This window comes from Cryobacterium sp. TMB3-10, assembly GCF_004402305.1.
In the GTDB taxonomy this organism is placed as follows: Bacteria; Actinomycetota; Actinomycetes; order Actinomycetales; family Microbacteriaceae; genus Cryobacterium; species Cryobacterium zongtaii.
This window is the reverse complement of sequence record NZ_SOGH01000020.1, coordinates 454,262-469,781: the sequence shown is the minus strand read 5'-3', so window position 1 is coordinate 469,781 and position 15,520 is coordinate 454,262. Positions and strand designations below refer to the sequence as shown.

General features: G+C 68.0%; 14 protein-coding genes. All 14 read left to right on the top strand.

Annotated elements, in window-relative coordinates:
- The first annotated feature begins 29 nt into the window (after nt 1-29).
- The 14 genes from rpe (at nt 30) to E3T22_RS10215 (ending at nt 15,519) form a co-directional block, all read left to right on the top strand.
- Nucleotides 30-695 carry a ribulose-phosphate 3-epimerase gene (gene rpe / locus E3T22_RS10280; protein ID WP_088456274.1) on the top strand — a complete coding sequence of 222 codons (666 nt, stop codon included), beginning with the start codon at nt 30-32 and terminating at the stop codon, nt 693-695.
- A gap of 25 nt (nt 696-720) precedes the next feature.
- Nucleotides 721-984, top strand: a complete 264-nt coding sequence (locus E3T22_RS10275) for a phosphoribosyl-ATP diphosphatase (RefSeq protein ID WP_088456273.1) — start codon at nt 721-723, stop codon at nt 982-984.
- 59 nt (nt 985-1,043) lie between these two features.
- Entirely contained in the window at nt 1,044-1,883 is an 840-nt protein-coding gene (gene hisG, locus E3T22_RS10270) for an ATP phosphoribosyltransferase (RefSeq protein WP_088456272.1), read from the top strand.
- A 2-nt stretch (nt 1,884-1,885) separates the two neighbouring features.
- On the top strand, nt 1,886-2,650 hold the full coding sequence (gene hisF, locus E3T22_RS10265) for an imidazole glycerol phosphate synthase subunit HisF (protein ID WP_088456271.1): 765 nt from the start codon (nt 1,886-1,888) through the stop codon (nt 2,648-2,650).
- Nucleotides 2,647-3,009 (top strand): phosphoribosyl-AMP cyclohydrolase, encoded by a 363-nt coding sequence (hisI, locus tag E3T22_RS10260; protein ID WP_088456270.1) that lies wholly within the window; start codon nt 2,647-2,649, stop codon nt 3,007-3,009. The genes hisF and hisI overlap by 4 nt, the downstream gene beginning before the upstream one ends.
- Nucleotides 3,006-4,529: an anthranilate synthase component I gene (locus E3T22_RS10255; RefSeq protein WP_134480038.1), complete on the top strand. Its 1,524-nt coding sequence runs from the start codon at nt 3,006-3,008 to the stop codon at nt 4,527-4,529. The genes hisI and E3T22_RS10255 overlap by 4 nt, the downstream gene beginning before the upstream one ends.
- A complete protein-coding gene (locus E3T22_RS10250; RefSeq protein ID WP_088456268.1) occupies nt 4,530-5,141 on the top strand; it encodes a Trp biosynthesis-associated membrane protein in 612 nt (203 codons plus the stop codon).
- Nucleotides 5,142-5,199: 58 nt separating this feature from the next.
- Nucleotides 5,200-5,421 (top strand): DUF6704 family protein, encoded by a 222-nt coding sequence (locus E3T22_RS10245; RefSeq protein ID WP_088456267.1) that lies wholly within the window; start codon nt 5,200-5,202, stop codon nt 5,419-5,421.
- 4 nt (nt 5,422-5,425) lie between these two features.
- The gene (trpC, locus tag E3T22_RS10240; protein ID WP_088456266.1) at nt 5,426-6,208 is read left to right on the top strand and encodes an indole-3-glycerol phosphate synthase TrpC; all 783 of its coding nucleotides are present in this window, start codon (nt 5,426-5,428) and stop codon (nt 6,206-6,208) included.
- Nucleotides 6,209-7,435 (top strand): tryptophan synthase subunit beta, encoded by a 1,227-nt coding sequence (gene trpB, locus E3T22_RS10235; protein WP_088456265.1) that lies wholly within the window; start codon nt 6,209-6,211, stop codon nt 7,433-7,435. It begins immediately after the preceding gene.
- The gene (gene trpA, locus E3T22_RS10230) at nt 7,432-8,253 is read left to right on the top strand and encodes a tryptophan synthase subunit alpha (protein WP_134480036.1); all 822 of its coding nucleotides are present in this window, start codon (nt 7,432-7,434) and stop codon (nt 8,251-8,253) included. Before trpB ends, trpA begins: the two co-directional genes overlap by 4 nt.
- Before the next feature lie 146 nt (nt 8,254-8,399).
- The gene (lgt, locus tag E3T22_RS10225; protein WP_370028109.1) at nt 8,400-9,374 is read left to right on the top strand and encodes a prolipoprotein diacylglyceryl transferase; all 975 of its coding nucleotides are present in this window, start codon (nt 8,400-8,402) and stop codon (nt 9,372-9,374) included.
- A gap of 117 nt (nt 9,375-9,491) precedes the next feature.
- Nucleotides 9,492-14,069, top strand: coding sequence for a glutamate synthase large subunit (gene gltB / locus E3T22_RS10220; protein ID WP_088456263.1), 4,578 nt, complete (start codon nt 9,492-9,494; stop codon nt 14,067-14,069).
- On the top strand, nt 14,062-15,519 hold the full coding sequence (locus tag E3T22_RS10215; RefSeq protein WP_088456262.1) for a glutamate synthase subunit beta: 1,458 nt from the start codon (nt 14,062-14,064) through the stop codon (nt 15,517-15,519). The genes gltB and E3T22_RS10215 overlap by 8 nt, the downstream gene beginning before the upstream one ends.
- Nucleotide 15,520 lies beyond the last annotated feature (1 nt).

The window sequence follows — 15,520 nt, the reverse complement described above, 5'->3', positions numbered from 1 at the left end:
CGCCGGCGACGATTCGGTAGGGTGAAACCATGGTTACCCGGATCAACCCGAGCATTCTCGCTGCAGACTTCGCCAACCTGGAAAGGGAATTCGGCCGCATCAGCACCGCCGACCTCGCCCACGTCGACGTCATGGACAACCACTTCGTGCCGAACCTCACCCTCGGCCTGCCCGTCGTGGAACGCCTCCTGCAGGTGTCCCCGATCCCGTTGGACATCCACCTGATGATCGACGACCCCGACCGCTGGGCGCCCGCATACGCAGAGGCCGGCGCCTACTCGGTGACCTTCCACGCCGAAGCGGCCACGGATGCCGTCGCCCTGGCCCGGCGCCTGCGCGCGATCGGCGCCAGGGCCGGCATCGCCCTCAAGCCCGGCACCCCGGTCGAGCCCTACCTCGACCTGCTCGACGAGTTCGACCAGGTCCTGGTCATGACGGTCGAGCCGGGCTTCGGCGGGCAGAGCTTCATGGCCTCGACGATGCCCAAGGTCAGCCTCCTGGCCGACGCCGTGCGGCAGCGGGGCCTCGACGTCTGGCTGCAGGTCGACGGTGGCATCACCGAGGACACCATCGCACAGGCCGCCGCGGCCGGCGCCAACACCTTCGTGGCCGGATCCAGCGTCTTCAACGGCGACCCGGCCGGGCAGATCGCCCGGCTCCGCTCGGCCGCCGAGCTGCACGCGCACGCGCACTAGCGTGCCGGACCGGTAACCTGTAGAGGTGAAAACATTCGACGACCTGTTCGCTGAGCTAAGCCAGAAGGCTCTTGACCGCCCGATTGGGTCCGGTACCGTCCGTGAACTCGACGCCGGGGTGCATGCCATCGGCAAGAAGATCGTCGAAGAGGCCGCAGAAGTCTGGATGGCCGCCGAGTACCAGAGCGACACCGAAACCGCTGAAGAGATATCGCAGCTGATCTACCACCTGCAGGTCCTGATGGTGGCGAAGGGGCTTTCCCCCGAGGACGTCTACCGACATCTGTGATGTCGTCACCTCGCGAAACCCACCCGCCTTTGGCAAGACCCACCTTTGGAAAGATTGACATGTTGAGAATCGCTGTGCCCAACAAGGGCTCGCTCGCCGAGACCGCCGCCCAGATGCTGTCGGAGGCCGGCTACAACGGCCGCCGCGACCCGCGCGACCTGGTCGTGGCCGACCCGCACAACGACGTGGAGTTCTTCTACCTGCGTCCCCGGGACATCGCCACCTACGTCGGCAGCGGCGCGCTGGACGTCGGCATCACCGGCCGTGACCTGCTGCTGGACTCCCGTTCGACCGCCGGCGAAATCGCCAGCCTCGACTTCGGTGATTCCACCTTCCGCTTCGCCGGGCCTGCCGGCCGCTTCAGCGAGCTCACCGACCTCGAGGGCCTCAGGGTAGCGACGAGTTACCCCGGCCTGGTCGGCACCTTCCTGGCCGGTCACGGCGTCACCGTCGACCTGGTCACCCTCGACGGCGCCGTCGAATCCGCCGTCCAGCTCGGCGTGGCGGATGCCGTCGCCGACGTCGTCTCCACCGGCTCCACCCTGCGGAAAGCCGGCCTGCAGATCTTCGGCCCGGTCATCCTCGAGTCGACCGCGGTGCTCATCACCTCCGAGAACGAGCACGCGGGCATCAACACCCTGCTGCGTCGCCTGCAGGGCGTGCTCGTGGCCCGCCAGTACGTGCTCGTGGACTACGACGTGCACGTGGACAACCTCGACGCCGCCTGCCAGGCCGCGTCCGGAATCGAGTCGCCCACGATCTCGTCACTGCGCGACCCGAACTGGGTGGCCGTACGGGTGATGATCCCGCGGCTGGACACCAACAGCGTGATGGACCGGCTCTACGAGCTCGGCGCCCGCGCCATCCTCGTCACCTCGATCCACAACGCCCGGTTGTAACCATGGGCCTCGCCGTTCGAGTGATCCCGTGCCTCGACGTGGCCAACGGCCGCGTCGTCAAGGGTGTCAACTTCCAGAACCTGCGCGATGCCGGTGACCCCGTCGAACTCGCCAAGCGGTACTACGAGCAGGGCGCGGACGAACTCACCTTCCTCGACGTGACAGCCACCGTCGACGACCGCTCGACGACCTATGACGTGGTGCGGGCCACCGCCGAGCAGGTCTTCATCCCGCTCACCGTGGGCGGCGGCATCCGCAGCGTCGACGACGTGTCCAGGCTGCAGGCCAGCGGCGCAGACAAGGTGGGCGTGAACAGCGCCGCCATCCTGCGACCGGCGCTGATCTCCGAGATCGCCGACAGGTACGGCGCCCAGGTGCTGGTGCTCTCCCTCGACGTCAAACGCAGCCAGCGCATGCCCTCCGGTTTTGTGGTCACCACGCACGGCGGCCGCACCGAAACCGACCTGGACGCCCTCGCCTGGGCCCGCCAGGCGATCGAACTGGGAGCCGGCGAACTGCTGGTGAACAGCATCGACGCCGACGGCACCAAGGCCGGCTTCGACCTCGAACTGATCACGATCATGCGCGAGCTCAGCACCGTCCCGGTGATCGCGTCCGGGGGAGCGGGCCTTCTCGAGCACTTCCCGCCGGCGATCACGGCGGGAGCCGACGCCGTGCTGGCCGCCTCCGTCTTCCACAGCGGAGACCTGACGATTGGCGACGTCAAGCGTGAGCTTGCCGACGCCGGAATGGTGGTGCGCCGATGAACGTCGACGCCGCTCTGGACTCCGCCCGCTTCGACGCCACCGGGCTGCTGCCCGCCGTGATCCAGCAGTGGGACAGCGCCGAGGTGCTGATGCTGGGCTGGATGGACCGTGAGGCCCTCCGACGCACCCTCACCGAGGGACGCGTCACCTTCTGGTCCCGCAGCCGGCAGGAGTACTGGCGCAAGGGCGACACCTCCGGCCACGCCCAGTTCGTGCGTTCAGCGGCCCTGGACTGCGACGCCGACACCCTCGTCGTGCAGGTCGAGCAGATCGGCGCGGCCTGCCACACCGGCACGCACACCTGCTTCGACGGTCGTGGCATCGACGTGACCGGGATCCTCCCCGAGGCTCAGCGATGAGCGCCGGCTCGACCACGCTGGAGACCTTCGCCGGCCTGCTCGGCGAGCACCGGGTGATCCCGGTGATCCGGGAGCTCTTCGCCGACGGCGAGACGCCGGTGGGCATCTACCGCAAACTCGCCAACGGCACCGCGGGCAGTTTCCTGCTCGAATCCGCCGAACAGGGCGGCATCTGGTCGCGGTTCTCGTTCGTCGGGGTGTCCTCCTTCGGTGTGCTCACCCAGTCCGGCGACGACACCGCCTGGCTCGACTACGGTGTCTCCGCCGAGCGGGCCTTCGGTGGCGCCACCGACCTGGCGCCGCTCAACGCGCTCGCCTACCTCTACGAGCGCTGGCAGACGCCGCGGCTGCCCGAGCACCCGCCGCTGACCGGCGGCCTGGTCGGCTTCATCGGCTGGGAGGCCATCCGCCAGATCGAGCGACTGCCCAACCGTCCGCCCGCGGACTACGACGTGCCCGGCCAGGCGTTCAGCTTCGTGGCCGACCTCGTCGTGATCGACCACAAGTACGGAACCGTGCAGCTCATCGCCAACGTGCTCAACGACGGCACCGACCCCACGGACACCCTGTGGCCGGCCGCCCAGGCGCGCCTGGACGCCCTGCAGACCCGGCTCACCCAACCGGCCGAGGTCTTCGTGTCCGAGGTCGACCTGTCCACCCCGGCGGCCCCGCAGCACCGCACCGAGCGAGCAGATTTCCTCGCCGCTGTCGGCACGTCCAAACAGCACATCGTCGACGGCGACGTGTTCCAGGTCGTCATCTCGCAGCGCTTCGATCAGGAATGCACCGCCGACCCGATCGACGTCTACAGGGTGCTCCGCAGCCTCAACCCCAGCCCGTACATGTACCTGCTCAGCCTCGAGTCCACCAGCGGCCAACCGTATTCGATCGTCGGGTCCTCACCCGAGGCGCTGGTGAAGGTCGCGAACACCCGGGTCTTCACCCATCCCATCGCCGGGTCCAAGCCCCGCGGCGCGACACCGGAGGCCGACGCCGACTTCGAAACCGAGCTCGCCGGCGACCCCAAGGAGCGCGCCGAGCACCTCATGCTCGTCGATCTGGCGCGCAACGACCTGCTCAAGGTCTGCCGCGCCGGATCGGTGGAGGTGACGGAGTTCATGCGCATCGAACGGTTCAGCCACATCATGCACCTGGTCTCCTCGGTCGAGGGGGACCTGCTGCCGGAGATGACCGCGATCGACGTCTTCAGGGCCACCTTCCCGGCCGGCACCCTCTCCGGTGCGCCGAAGCCACGGGCGCTGGAGATCATCGACTCCCTCGAACCGGCCCAGCGCGGCGTGTACGGCGGGGTGGTGGGCTACTTCGGTTTCGCCGGCGACGCCGACCTGGCCATCGCCATCCGCACCGCGACGATCATGAACGGTGTCGCGTACGTGCAGGCCGGTGGTGGGCTCGTCGCCGACTCCGATCCGGCGTCGGAGTTCCAGGAGTCCCAGAACAAGGCCGCGGCCCCGCTCCGCGCCGTCGCCGTGGCCAACGCGATGACCCGGGTGTACTGAATGATCACACCGCGCCGCATCAAGCCGACCCTGATCCTGGCCGTGATAGCCGCGAGCGGGCTCGCCCTGCTGGCCTGGACCCAGGTCTGGGTGACCGTGCGGCTCGCCGCGGACGGCACCGCTCAGCAGGTCCTCGACGTCACCGGCAACATCGCGGCGCCGGGCCTGACCGCCCTTGCCCTGGCCGGGCTCGCCCTGGCCGGGGCGCTCACCATCGCCGGCGTGGTCATCCGCACCATCCTGGGCCTGCTCGAAGCGCTCCTCGGAGTCAGCGTCATCCTCTCCGCCGCGCTGGCCCTGGCCGACCCGATCGGCGCGAGCGCCGCCGCTGTCACCACCGCCACGGGCCTCGCCGGCGTCGACTCCACCCGCTCGGCGGTGAGCAGCGCCGAGCTGACCTTCTGGCCGTTCCTGGCCCTCGCCGCCGGCATCCTGATGCTCATCGTCGGCCTCGTCGTGTGCGCCACCGCCCGGCGTTGGCCCGGCCCGACCACGCGCTACGAGAGCACCCGCCTGGAACCGGCGACGGATGCCACGACCGGCCAGGGGCGCCCCCGTGACGCCGTCGACGACTGGGACGGCCTCACCAGGGGCGACGACCCCACCGTCTGACCTGACTAACCCGGCAAGCTAGAATTGTCCCGCACGCCCACTGACCTTTAGGAGAACCATGAGCTTCGAGTCGGCAGACCCCGGCCACGGCCATTCGACGGCGGCCTGGACCGCAGTCACCATCATGCTGATCGCGTTCGCCATCGGCACCGTCGCGTTCTTCTTCGAGGTCGTCTGGCTCGTCTGGGCATCGGCCGTCCTCCTACTCCTCGGCCTCGTCGCCGGCTGGATCATGGCCAAGGCGGGCTACGGCGCGGCGTCGGTCGACGGAAGCCACTGACACAGTGCCCTCCGACCTCCTCGCAGAACTTCTCACCGGTTCGCTCGCCGACGCCGAGACCCGCAGGCTGGACCGCCCTCTGGCGACCGTAGAGGCCGAGGCGCTCGCCCAGGCCCCGGCCCTCGACGCGTTACACGCTCTCGCACCGTCCGACCGGGTGAAGATCATCGCCGAGGTCAAGCGCGCCAGCCCGTCCCGCGGCCCCCTGGCCGAGATCACCGACCCGGCCGCACTGGCCGTGTCCTATGAGTTCGGTGGCGCCAGCGCCATCAGCGTGCTCACCGAGGGTCGCCGGTTCCTCGGCTCGTTGGCCGACCTGGAACAGGTCAAGGCGTCCGTGTCGATTCCCGTGCTGCGCAAGGACTTCATCGGCACCGCGTACCAGGTTCTCGAAGCGCGCGCGGCGGGAGCTGACCTCGTGCTGCTCATCGTCGCAGCCCTGGACCAGACCACCCTGGGCGCCCTGCACAGCCTGGTACTCGAACTGGGCATGACCCCGCTGGTCGAGACGCACAGCGCGGACGAGGTCGAGCGGGCGTTGGATGTCGGCGCCAACCTCGTCGGCGTGAACGCCAGAAACCTCAGCACCTTCGAACTCGACCAGAACCTCTTCGCGAGCCTGGCCGACCGCATCCCCGCCGGCGTCGTCCGCGTGGCGGAGTCCGCGGTCAAGACCGCCGCCGACGTGGCGCACTACCGCGCCGCGGGCGCCGACGTCGTGCTGGTCGGTGAAGCCCTCGTCACCAGCGATCCCATTCTCACCCTCAACGAATTCCTGGCGGTATAGATGTCCAGCGCAAATCCTTCCCTCCGCGCCCAGTCCGGCCCCTACTTCGGCGATTTCGGCGGCAGGTTCGTTCCGGAGTCCCTGGTGGCCGCCCTCGATGAGCTCTCGGCCGAGTACGCCCTCGCCAAGGCCGACCCGGCCTTCGCCGCCGAGTTGTCCGAGCTGCACCGCAGCTACACCGGCCGGCCGTCGCTGATCACCGAGGTGCCCCGATTCGCCGCACACGGCGGCGGTGCCCGCATCATCCTCAAGCGCGAAGACCTCAACCACACCGGCTCCCACAAGATCAACAACGTTCTCGGCCAGGTGCTGCTCACCAAGCGCATCGGCAAGAAGCGGGTGATCGCCGAGACCGGCGCCGGTCAGCACGGCGTCGCCACGGCGACCGCCGCCGCCCTCTTCGGGTTGGACTGCGTGGTCTACATGGGTGAGGTCGACACGGAGCGCCAGGCGCTCAACGTCGCCCGGATGCGTCTGCTCGGCGCCGAGGTCGTCTCGGTGAAGACAGGCTCCCGCACCCTCAAGGATGCCATCAACGACGCGATGCGTGACTGGGTCACCAACGTGGAGACCACCAACTACGTCTTCGGCACCGTTGCCGGCCCGCACCCGTTCCCCGCCATGGTGCGGGACTTCCAGAAGATCATCGGTGAAGAGGCCAGGCAGCAGGTGCTCGACCTCACCGGGCGGCTGCCCGACGCCGTCACCGCCTGCGTCGGGGGCGGTTCCAACGCCATGGGCATCTTCCACGCGTTCCTCGACGACCCCGAGGTGGCACTGTACGGCTACGAGGCCGGCGGCGAAGGCATCGAGGGCCTGCGGCACGCCGCGACACTCACCAAAGGCCGCCCCGGCGTGTTGCACGGCGCGCGCAGCATGATGCTGCAGGACGAAGACGGTCAGACCGTCGAGTCCCACTCGATCTCCGCTGGACTCGACTACCCGGGCGTCGGTCCCGAGCACGCCTGGTTGGCCAGCATCGGCCGGGCCAGCTACCTGCCCGTCACCGACGCCGAAGCTATGGACTCACTGCGCCTGCTCAGCCGCACCGAGGGCATCATTCCCGCCATCGAATCGGCGCACGCCCTGGCAGGGACCCTGGAGCTGGGCAAACAGCTCGGGCCGGATTCGATCATCCTGGTCAACCTTTCGGGTCGCGGCGACAAGGACATGGAAACCGCCGGCCGCTACTTCGACCTTCTCGACGCTGGAGCGCAGCAACTGTGACGAACGCAAGCACCGGTTACACAAGCACCGTCGAGACCACAATCGCCGCGCGTCGGGCCGCCGGGGGCGGCGCCCTGATCGGCTACCTGCCGGTCGGCTTCCCCACCCTGACCGAGAGCATCGACGCCGCCGTCGCGATCGCCACCAGCGGGGTCGATATCCTCGAACTCGGTCTGCCGTATTCCGACCCCGTCATGGACGGCCCGGTCATCCAGGCGGCCACCCAGCAGGCCCTGGCCAACGGTTTCCGTCTGCGGCACGGCTTCGAGGCCGTCGCTGCGATCACGGGCCAGGTCGACACCCCGGTGCTGATGATGACCTACTGGAACCCCGTGCTGCAGTACGGCGTCGACAGGTTCGCCGACGATCTGGCCGCCGCCGGGGGAGCCGGGCTGATCACGCCGGACCTGATTCCCGACGATGCTCAGACCTGGCTGGATGCCAGTGAGCGCGCCGGCCTCGACAGGGTCTTCCTGGCCGCCCCGTCGTCCTCGGACGAGCGACTGCTGCAGGCCGTCACCCGAAGCCGCGGATTCGTCTACGCGGTCTCCACCATGGGTATCACCGGAGCCCGGTCCGATGTGGACTCGGCGGCCCGGGTACTCGTCACCCGCCTGCGGGAAGCCGGCTCCGTCAACGCCTGTGTCGGCCTGGGAATCTCCACCCCCGCCCAGGTGCGCGAGGTGCTGGAGTACGCCGACGGCGCCATCGTCGGGTCCGCGCTGGTGAAGGCACTGTCCGGCGGGGGAATCGACGCCGTCGCAACCCTCGCGGCGGAACTGGCCGCCGGCGCCCGCGACATCCGCGCCGCCGTCTAGCCTTGCCATCCAACCCTGTTTCCTGACCCCGTCGGCCGTTCTCGCCGTCAGGTCCCTGCGTTTATGCCATCCCGTTTAGGGTAAATTGTCCGAGGCGGTCGATCGACCGGCTCCCAGTGACCAGAGTGTCACGATGAAAGGTTGTTGTGGTGTCGTTGCCCTTGAGCATTCCGAGCCCTGAGTGGAGCTTCTTCGACCTGGGGCCGTTCCGCATCCACGCGTATGCGATCTGCATCCTGATCGGTATCTTCCTGGCCACCGCGATGACCTCGCGGCGGCTGACGAAGCGCGGCGGCGAGCCGGGCGTGGTGCTGGATATCATCCTCTGGGCTGTGCCGCTGGGCATCGTCGGAGCCCGGATCTTCCACGTGCTCACCCACCCCAACGACTACTTCTACGACGGAGCGAACCTCTGGGACGTCTTCGCGGTGTGGAAGGGCGGCATCGCCATCTTCGGCGCCCTGCTCGGCGGCGCCGTCGGCGCGTACATCGGCACCCGACGCGCCGGCATCCGGTTCTGGTCGTTCGCCGACGCCCTGGCCCCGGGAATGCTCCTCGCCCAGGCCATGGGGCGACTCGGCAACTGGTTCAACCACGAGCTGTTCGGCCTGCCCACCACGCTCCCGTGGGGCCTGGAGATCTCCACCGACAACCCCGCGTACCCCGTCGGCCTGCCCGTCGGCACCCTCTTCCACCCCACCTTCCTGTACGAGATCGTCTGGAATCTGGTCGGTGTCGCCGTGATCCTCATCCTCGAACGCAAGTTCCGGCTGCGCTGGGGCACCGCGTTCGGTGTCTACCTGATCTGGTACGGCGCGGGACGCAGCGTGTTCGAATCGATCCGCGTCGACCCGAGCGAGATCTTCTTCGGCCTCCGCACCAACGTGTGGGCCGCCCTGTTCGCCATCCTGGTCGGCCTGATCATCATCATTGTGCAGAGCAGACGGCACACCGGAATCGAACTGAGCCCGTACCTGCCCGGGCGCGAGTGGAAGCCGGTCGACCCTGAGGTACAATCTGGTGAAACCGATTCCGTTTTCGAGGATCACGGCAATGAGGCTGATGAACCCGTTGAATCACGCGACGTCGACGCCACAAGCACAACCGACTCCCGCCCCTAACCGCGGTCATCCCACCCGGTCCACGGTTTTCGCCCTCCATTTCGGGCGGAGTGGCTTCTCTTCTTCCCGCGGGCCAACGTCGTCCCCACCTGCCAGTCATTTTGTGAGGACGGTCTAATGACGCAGCAACCCCTCTTCTCCAGGTTCAGTAGTGTTCCCTCAGCCCAGGGGCTCTACAACCCGCACGACGAACGTGATGCCTGCGGTCTCGCCATGGTCGCCACCCTGCGGGGAACGGCCGGACACGACATCATCACGCGAGCGCTCGACGCACTGCGCAACCTCGAACATCGCGGTGCGGTCGGTTCCGACGCCGGAACGGGCGACGGCGCCGGTATCGTCACCCAGATCCCGGATGAGTTCTTCCGTGCGGTGTCCACGTTCGACCTGCCCGACGCCGGACGGTACGCCGTCGGCAACGTCTTCCTGCCCACAGAACCGACCGCCCGCAGCGCGGTCAAGAGCGCCATCGAGGCCATCGCCAAGGAGGAGAACCTCCACGTTCTCGGCTGGCGCGAGGTCCCGGTTCGCCCCGACGAGGTCGGCAACCTGGCGCGGGCCGCGATGCCCGCCATCCAGCAGCTGTACGTCTCCAGCAGCCGCACCACCGAGGACGGCCTGCCCCTGGCCGGCATCAACCTGGACCGCCAGGCCGTCCGGTTGCGGAAACGCTCCGAACGCGAGGTGGAGACCTACTTCGCGTCGTTGTCCTGTCGCACCATCGTGTACAAGGGCATGGTCACGACCCTTCAGCTGGAGCCGTTCTACCCCGACCTGTCCGACGAGCGCTTCACCTCGAAGCTGGCGCTGGTGCACTCGCGGTACTCCACCAACACCTTCCCGTCCTGGCCTCTCGCGCAGCCGTTCCGGATGATCGCGCACAACGGCGAGATCAACACGGTGCAGGGCAACCGCAACTGGATGCGCGCCCGCCAGTCGCAGCTCGAATCGGAGTTGCTCGGCGACCTGAACCCGTTGTTCCCGATCGTCACCCCCGGCGCCAGCGACTCGGCGTCCTTCGATGAGGTCGTCGAACTGCTGAGCCTGTCCGGCCGGTCGCTGCCGCACGCCGTGATGATGATGGTGCCGGAGGCCTGGGAGAACCAGCCCGACCTGGACCGTGACCGCCGAGCGTTCTACGAGTACCACTCCATGTTGATGGAACCATGGGACGGCCCCGCCGCCATCGTCTTCACCGACGGCACCCTCGTCGGCGCCACCCTGGACCGCAACGGTCTGCGGCCCGGCCGCTACGTGATCACCGACGACGGACTCGTCGTGCTCGCCAGCGAGATCGGCGTCATCGACGTCGACCCCGCCCGGGTTGTCCGCAAGGGGCGCCTGCAGCCCGGCAAGATGTTCCTCGTCGACACCGAGGCCGGCCGCATCATCGAAGATGAGGAGATCAAGGGCGACCTCGCCGCCAGCGAGCCCTGGGGCTCCTGGCTCGACGCCGGCCGGATCAACCTCAAGGACCTGCCGGAACGGGAGCACATCGTGCACCCGCCGGCATCCGTGGTCCGTCGCCAGCGCACCTTCGGCTACACCGAAGAAGAGGTACGCATTCTGCTGGCCCCGATGGCCCGCAACGGCGCGGAGCCCCTCGGTGCGATGGGCAGCGACACGCCCATCGCGGTGCTCAGCGAGCGCCCCCGGCTGCTCTTCGACTACTTCACCCAGCAGTTCGCGCAGGTGACGAACCCGCCGCTGGACTCGATCCGGGAAGAGGTCGTCACCAGCCTCAAGCTGGGCCTCGGCCCCGAGCTCAACCTGCTCGCGGCGGGCCCGGAGCACGCTCGCCAGGTGGTGCTCGACTTCCCGGTCATCGACAACGACGAGCTGGCCAAGATCCAGCACATCGACACGTCCCCCGGCAGCCGCACCACCACCACCATCCGTGGCCTCTACAGATTCGACGAGGGTCCCAGCGCACTCTCCAACCGGATCGAGGAAATGTGCCACGAGGTCGACGCGGCCATCGAGGACGGCGCTCTCTTCATCGTGCTGTCCGACCGGGACAGCACCAAGGACCTCGCGCCCATCCCGTCGCTGCTGATGATCGCGGCCGTGCACCACCACCTCATCCGCACCGAGAACCGGCTCAAGGTCGGCATCGTCGTGGAAGCCGGTGACGTGCGCGAGGTGCACCACGTGGCGCTCCTCATCGGGTACGGCGCCAGCGCCGTCAACCCGTACCTGGCCATGGAGACCTGCGAGGACCTCGTGCGCAGCGGCTTCATCACCACCGTCACGCCCGAGAAGGCCGTGAAGAACGTGATCAAGGCGCTCGGCAAGGGCGTACTCAAGATCATGTCCAAGATGGGCATCTCCACGGTGTCGTCCTACGCCGGCGCGCAGACCTTCGAGGCCGTCGGCCTGAGCCAGGTCTTCATCGACCAGTACTTCACCGGCACCACGAGCAAGCTCGGCGGTGTCGGAATCGACGTGATCGCGGCCGAGAACCTCGAACGCCACACCGGCGCCTACCCGCCGGATGCCGCCGTCACCGTGCACGAGCGTCTCGCCACCGGCGGCGAATACCAGTGGCGTCGCGACGGTTCCCCGCACCTGTTCAACCCCGAGACCATCTTCAGGTTGCAGCACTCCACCCGCACCCGCCGCTACGACATCTTCAAGGAGTACACCAAGCTCGTCGACGACCAGTCGGAGAGCCTGATGACGCTGCGTGGCATGTTCGCCTTCAACATCGGGCAGCGAAAGCCCATCCCGATCGACGAGGTCGAGTCGGTCGCATCGATCGTGAAGAAGTTCTCCACCGGCGCGATGAGTTACGGCTCCATCTCGCAGGAGGCTCACGAGACCCTCGCCATCGCGATGAACCGGCTCGGCGGCAAGTCCAACACCGGTGAGGGCGGCGAGGACCTCGACCGTCTGCTCGACCCGACACGGCGGAGCGCGGTCAAGCAGGTCGCGTCCGGCCGGTTCGGCGTCACGAGCATGTACCTCACCCACGCCGACGACATCCAGATCAAGCTCGCCCAGGGTGCCAAGCCGGGGGAGGGCGGCCAGTTGCCGCCCACCAAGGTTTACCCGTGGGTCGCCCGCACCCGGCACGCCACCGCGGGCGTCGGCCTGATCTCGCCACCCCCGCACCACGACATCTACTCGATCGAAGACCTCAAGCAGCTGATCTTCGACCTCAAGCGAGCCAACCCGACCGCGCGCATCCACACCAAACTGGTCAGCCAGTCCGGTATCGGTGCCGTCGCGGCCGGCGTCGCCAAGGCGCTCTCCGACGTGATCCTGGTATCAGGACACGACGGCGGCACCGGCGCGAGTCCGCTCAACTCGCTCAAGCACGCCGGCACCCCCTGGGAGCTCGGCCTGGCCGAGACCCAGCAGACCCTGATGCTGAACGGGATGCGCGACAGGGTCGTGCTCCAGGTCGACGGCCAGCTCAAGACCGGCCGTGACGTCGTCATCGGCGCCCTGCTCGGAGCTGAGGAGTTCGGTTTCGCCACCGCCCCTCTAATCGTCGAGGGCTGCATCATGATGCGGGTCTGCCACCTGGACACCTGCCCGGTCGGCGTCGCAACCCAGAACCCCGAGCTCCGCAAGCGGTTCAGCGGCAAGGCCGACTACGTGGTGAACTTCTTCGAGTTCATCGCGCAGGAGGTGCGCGAGTACCTCGCCGAGCTCGGCTTCCGGAGCCTCGACGAGGCCACCGGCCGCAAGGAACTGTTGAACGTGAACGGCGCCCTCAACCACTGGAAGGCATCCGGGCTCAACCTGGCGCCGATCCTGGTCGGCCCCGACTTCTCCGCCGGCGAACCGCGACGTTCCAGCCGGGAGCAGGAGCACGAACTCGACGAGCACTTCGACGTCGAGCTGATCAGGCAGAGCGCCAATGTGCTCGAGCACGGCGGCCAGGTCACGATCGCGCTGCCGATCCGGAACACCGAACGCGCCGTCGGCACCATGCTGGGCCACCAGGTGACCCTGCGGCACGGCGAGAACGGCCTGCCGGCCGGCTCCATCGACGTCACCCTGACCGGGTCGGCGGGGCAGTCCCTCGGCGCTTTCCTGCCCAGCGGCATCACCCTGCGCCTCGAGGGGGATTCCAACGACTACGTCGGCAAGGGCCTCTCCGGCGGGCAGATCATCGTGCGCCCCGACCGCGGCAGCGTCTTCGCTGCCGAGGAGAACGTGATCGCCGGAAACGTGATCGGCTACGGCGCGACCCTGGGCAGCATGTTCATCCGCGGCATCGTCGGTGAACGATTCCTGGTGCGCAACTCCGGTGCGACCGCCGTCGTCGAGGGGGTGGGCGACCACGCCCTCGAGTACATGACCGGTGGACTCGCCGTGATTCTCGGCGAGACCGGCCGTAACCTCGGCGCGGGCATGTCCGGCGGAACCGCATACATCTACCGGCTGCGCTCGGAGCTCGTCAACCGTGACTCGCTGGACTCCGGCGAACTCACCCTGCTGCCGCTCGGCAGCGCCGACATCGAAATCGTCGGGGACCTGCTGGAACAGCACCTGGAACAGACCGATTCTGTTCTGGCCGCGCGGCTCCTCGCCGACCGCGACACGACAATGAAGAACTTCGTCAAGGTGCTGCCGCGTGACTACGCAGCCGTCCTGGCGACGAGGCAGAGCGCCGTGGCCGAGGGGCTCGACCCCGACGGCGACGTGGTCTGGAACCGCATCTTGGAGGTAACCAATGGCTGACCCGAAGGGATTCCTGAAGACCACGGACCGGGAACTTCCCGCCCGTCGTCCGGTCTCCATCCGTCTGATGGACTGGAAAGAGGTCTACGAGGCCGGCGACTCCGCCGTGCTCAAGCGCCAGGCCGGCCGCTGCATGGACTGCGGTGTTCCGTTCTGCCACCAGGGCTGCCCGCTGGGCAACCTGATCCCGGAGTGGAACGACCTCACCTGGCGTGACGAGGGCCGACAGGCCATCGAGCGTCTGCACGCGACGAACAACTTCCCCGAGTTCACCGGCCGGCTCTGCCCGGCACCGTGCGAGTCCGCCTGCGTCCTCGGCATCAACCAGCCGGCGGTGACCATCAAGCAGGTCGAGGTCTCGATCATCGACCAGGCCTTCGCCGAGGGCTGGGTCACCCCCCAGCCGCCCGGCCGACTCACCGGCAAGACCATCGCCGTCGTCGGCTCCGGACCGGCCGGACTCGCCGCCGCCCAGCAGCTGACCAGGGCCGGGCACACCGTGGCCGTGTTCGAACGCGACGACCGCATCGGCGGCCTGCTGCGCTACGGCATCCCGGACTTCAAAATGGAGAAGAAGCACCTCGACCTGCGTCTGTCCCAGATGACCGCAGAGGGCACCCGCTTCCGCGCCGGCGTCAACATCGGGGTGGACATCACCTGGACCGATCTGCGGGCCAGGTACGACGCTGTCGTCATCGCGACCGGCGCCATGGTGCCCCGCGACCTGCCGATTCCGGGGCGCGACTTGCCCGGGGTGCATTTCGCGATGGAATACCTCGTGCAGCAAAACAAGGTTGGCGCCGGCGACACCGTCGACAACCAGATCCTCGCCGAAGGCAAGCATGTCGTCGTGCTCGGCGGCGGTGACACCGGTGCGGACTGCATCGGCACCGCGAACCGTCAGCTGGCCGCCTCGGTGACCAACCTGGCCATCGGCAAGCAGCCCGGTGACAGCCGCCCGGAACACCAGCCCTGGCCGATGTCGCCGACCCTGTTCGAGGTATCCAGTGCCCACGAAGAGGGCGGCACGCGGGAATACCTCGCGTCCACCATCGAGTTCCTGGCCAACGACGCCGGTGAGGTGCGTGCCATCCGGGTCGCCGAAACCGAATATCTCGATGGCCGACGGGTGCCCAAAGCCGGAACCGAACGGGAGATTCCCGCTGATCTGGTGTTGCTGGCACTGGGCTTCACCGGTCCGGACAGCGCCGAACTGACCCATGATCTGCATCTGCCGCTCGACGACCGGAGTAATGTCGTCCGTGATAGTGATTACCAGACCAGCCACGAGGGTGTATTCGTTGCCGGAGATGCAGGCCGAGGTCAGTCGCTCATCGTATGGGCGATCGCCGAAGGACGCGCTGCTGCGGCAGCCGTCGATCGGTATCTCGAAGGCGAGACTCAACTGCCCGCCCCGGTGAAGCCGACGGATCATTCGTTTGCCATCTGAG

Excerpts from the sequence above, each read along its gene's own strand:
- rpe (WP_088456274.1), top strand. The coding sequence starts at position 30 with ATGGTTACCCGGATCAACCCGAGCATTCTCGCTGCAGACTTCGCCAAC.
- hisG (WP_088456272.1), top strand. The coding sequence starts at position 1,044 with ATGTTGAGAATCGCTGTGCCCAACAAGGGCTCGCTCGCCGAGACCGCC.
- hisF (WP_088456271.1), top strand. The coding sequence starts at position 1,886 with ATGGGCCTCGCCGTTCGAGTGATCCCGTGCCTCGACGTGGCCAACGGC.
- hisI (WP_088456270.1), top strand. The coding sequence starts at position 2,647 with ATGAACGTCGACGCCGCTCTGGACTCCGCCCGCTTCGACGCCACCGGG.
- E3T22_RS10255 (WP_134480038.1), top strand. The coding sequence starts at position 3,006 with ATGAGCGCCGGCTCGACCACGCTGGAGACCTTCGCCGGCCTGCTCGGC.
- E3T22_RS10250 (WP_088456268.1), top strand. The coding sequence starts at position 4,530 with ATGATCACACCGCGCCGCATCAAGCCGACCCTGATCCTGGCCGTGATA.
- E3T22_RS10245 (WP_088456267.1), top strand. The coding sequence starts at position 5,200 with ATGAGCTTCGAGTCGGCAGACCCCGGCCACGGCCATTCGACGGCGGCC.
- trpB (WP_088456265.1), top strand. The coding sequence starts at position 6,209 with ATGTCCAGCGCAAATCCTTCCCTCCGCGCCCAGTCCGGCCCCTACTTC.
- gltB (WP_088456263.1), top strand. The coding sequence starts at position 9,492 with ATGACGCAGCAACCCCTCTTCTCCAGGTTCAGTAGTGTTCCCTCAGCC.
- E3T22_RS10215 (WP_088456262.1), top strand. The coding sequence starts at position 14,062 with ATGGCTGACCCGAAGGGATTCCTGAAGACCACGGACCGGGAACTTCCC.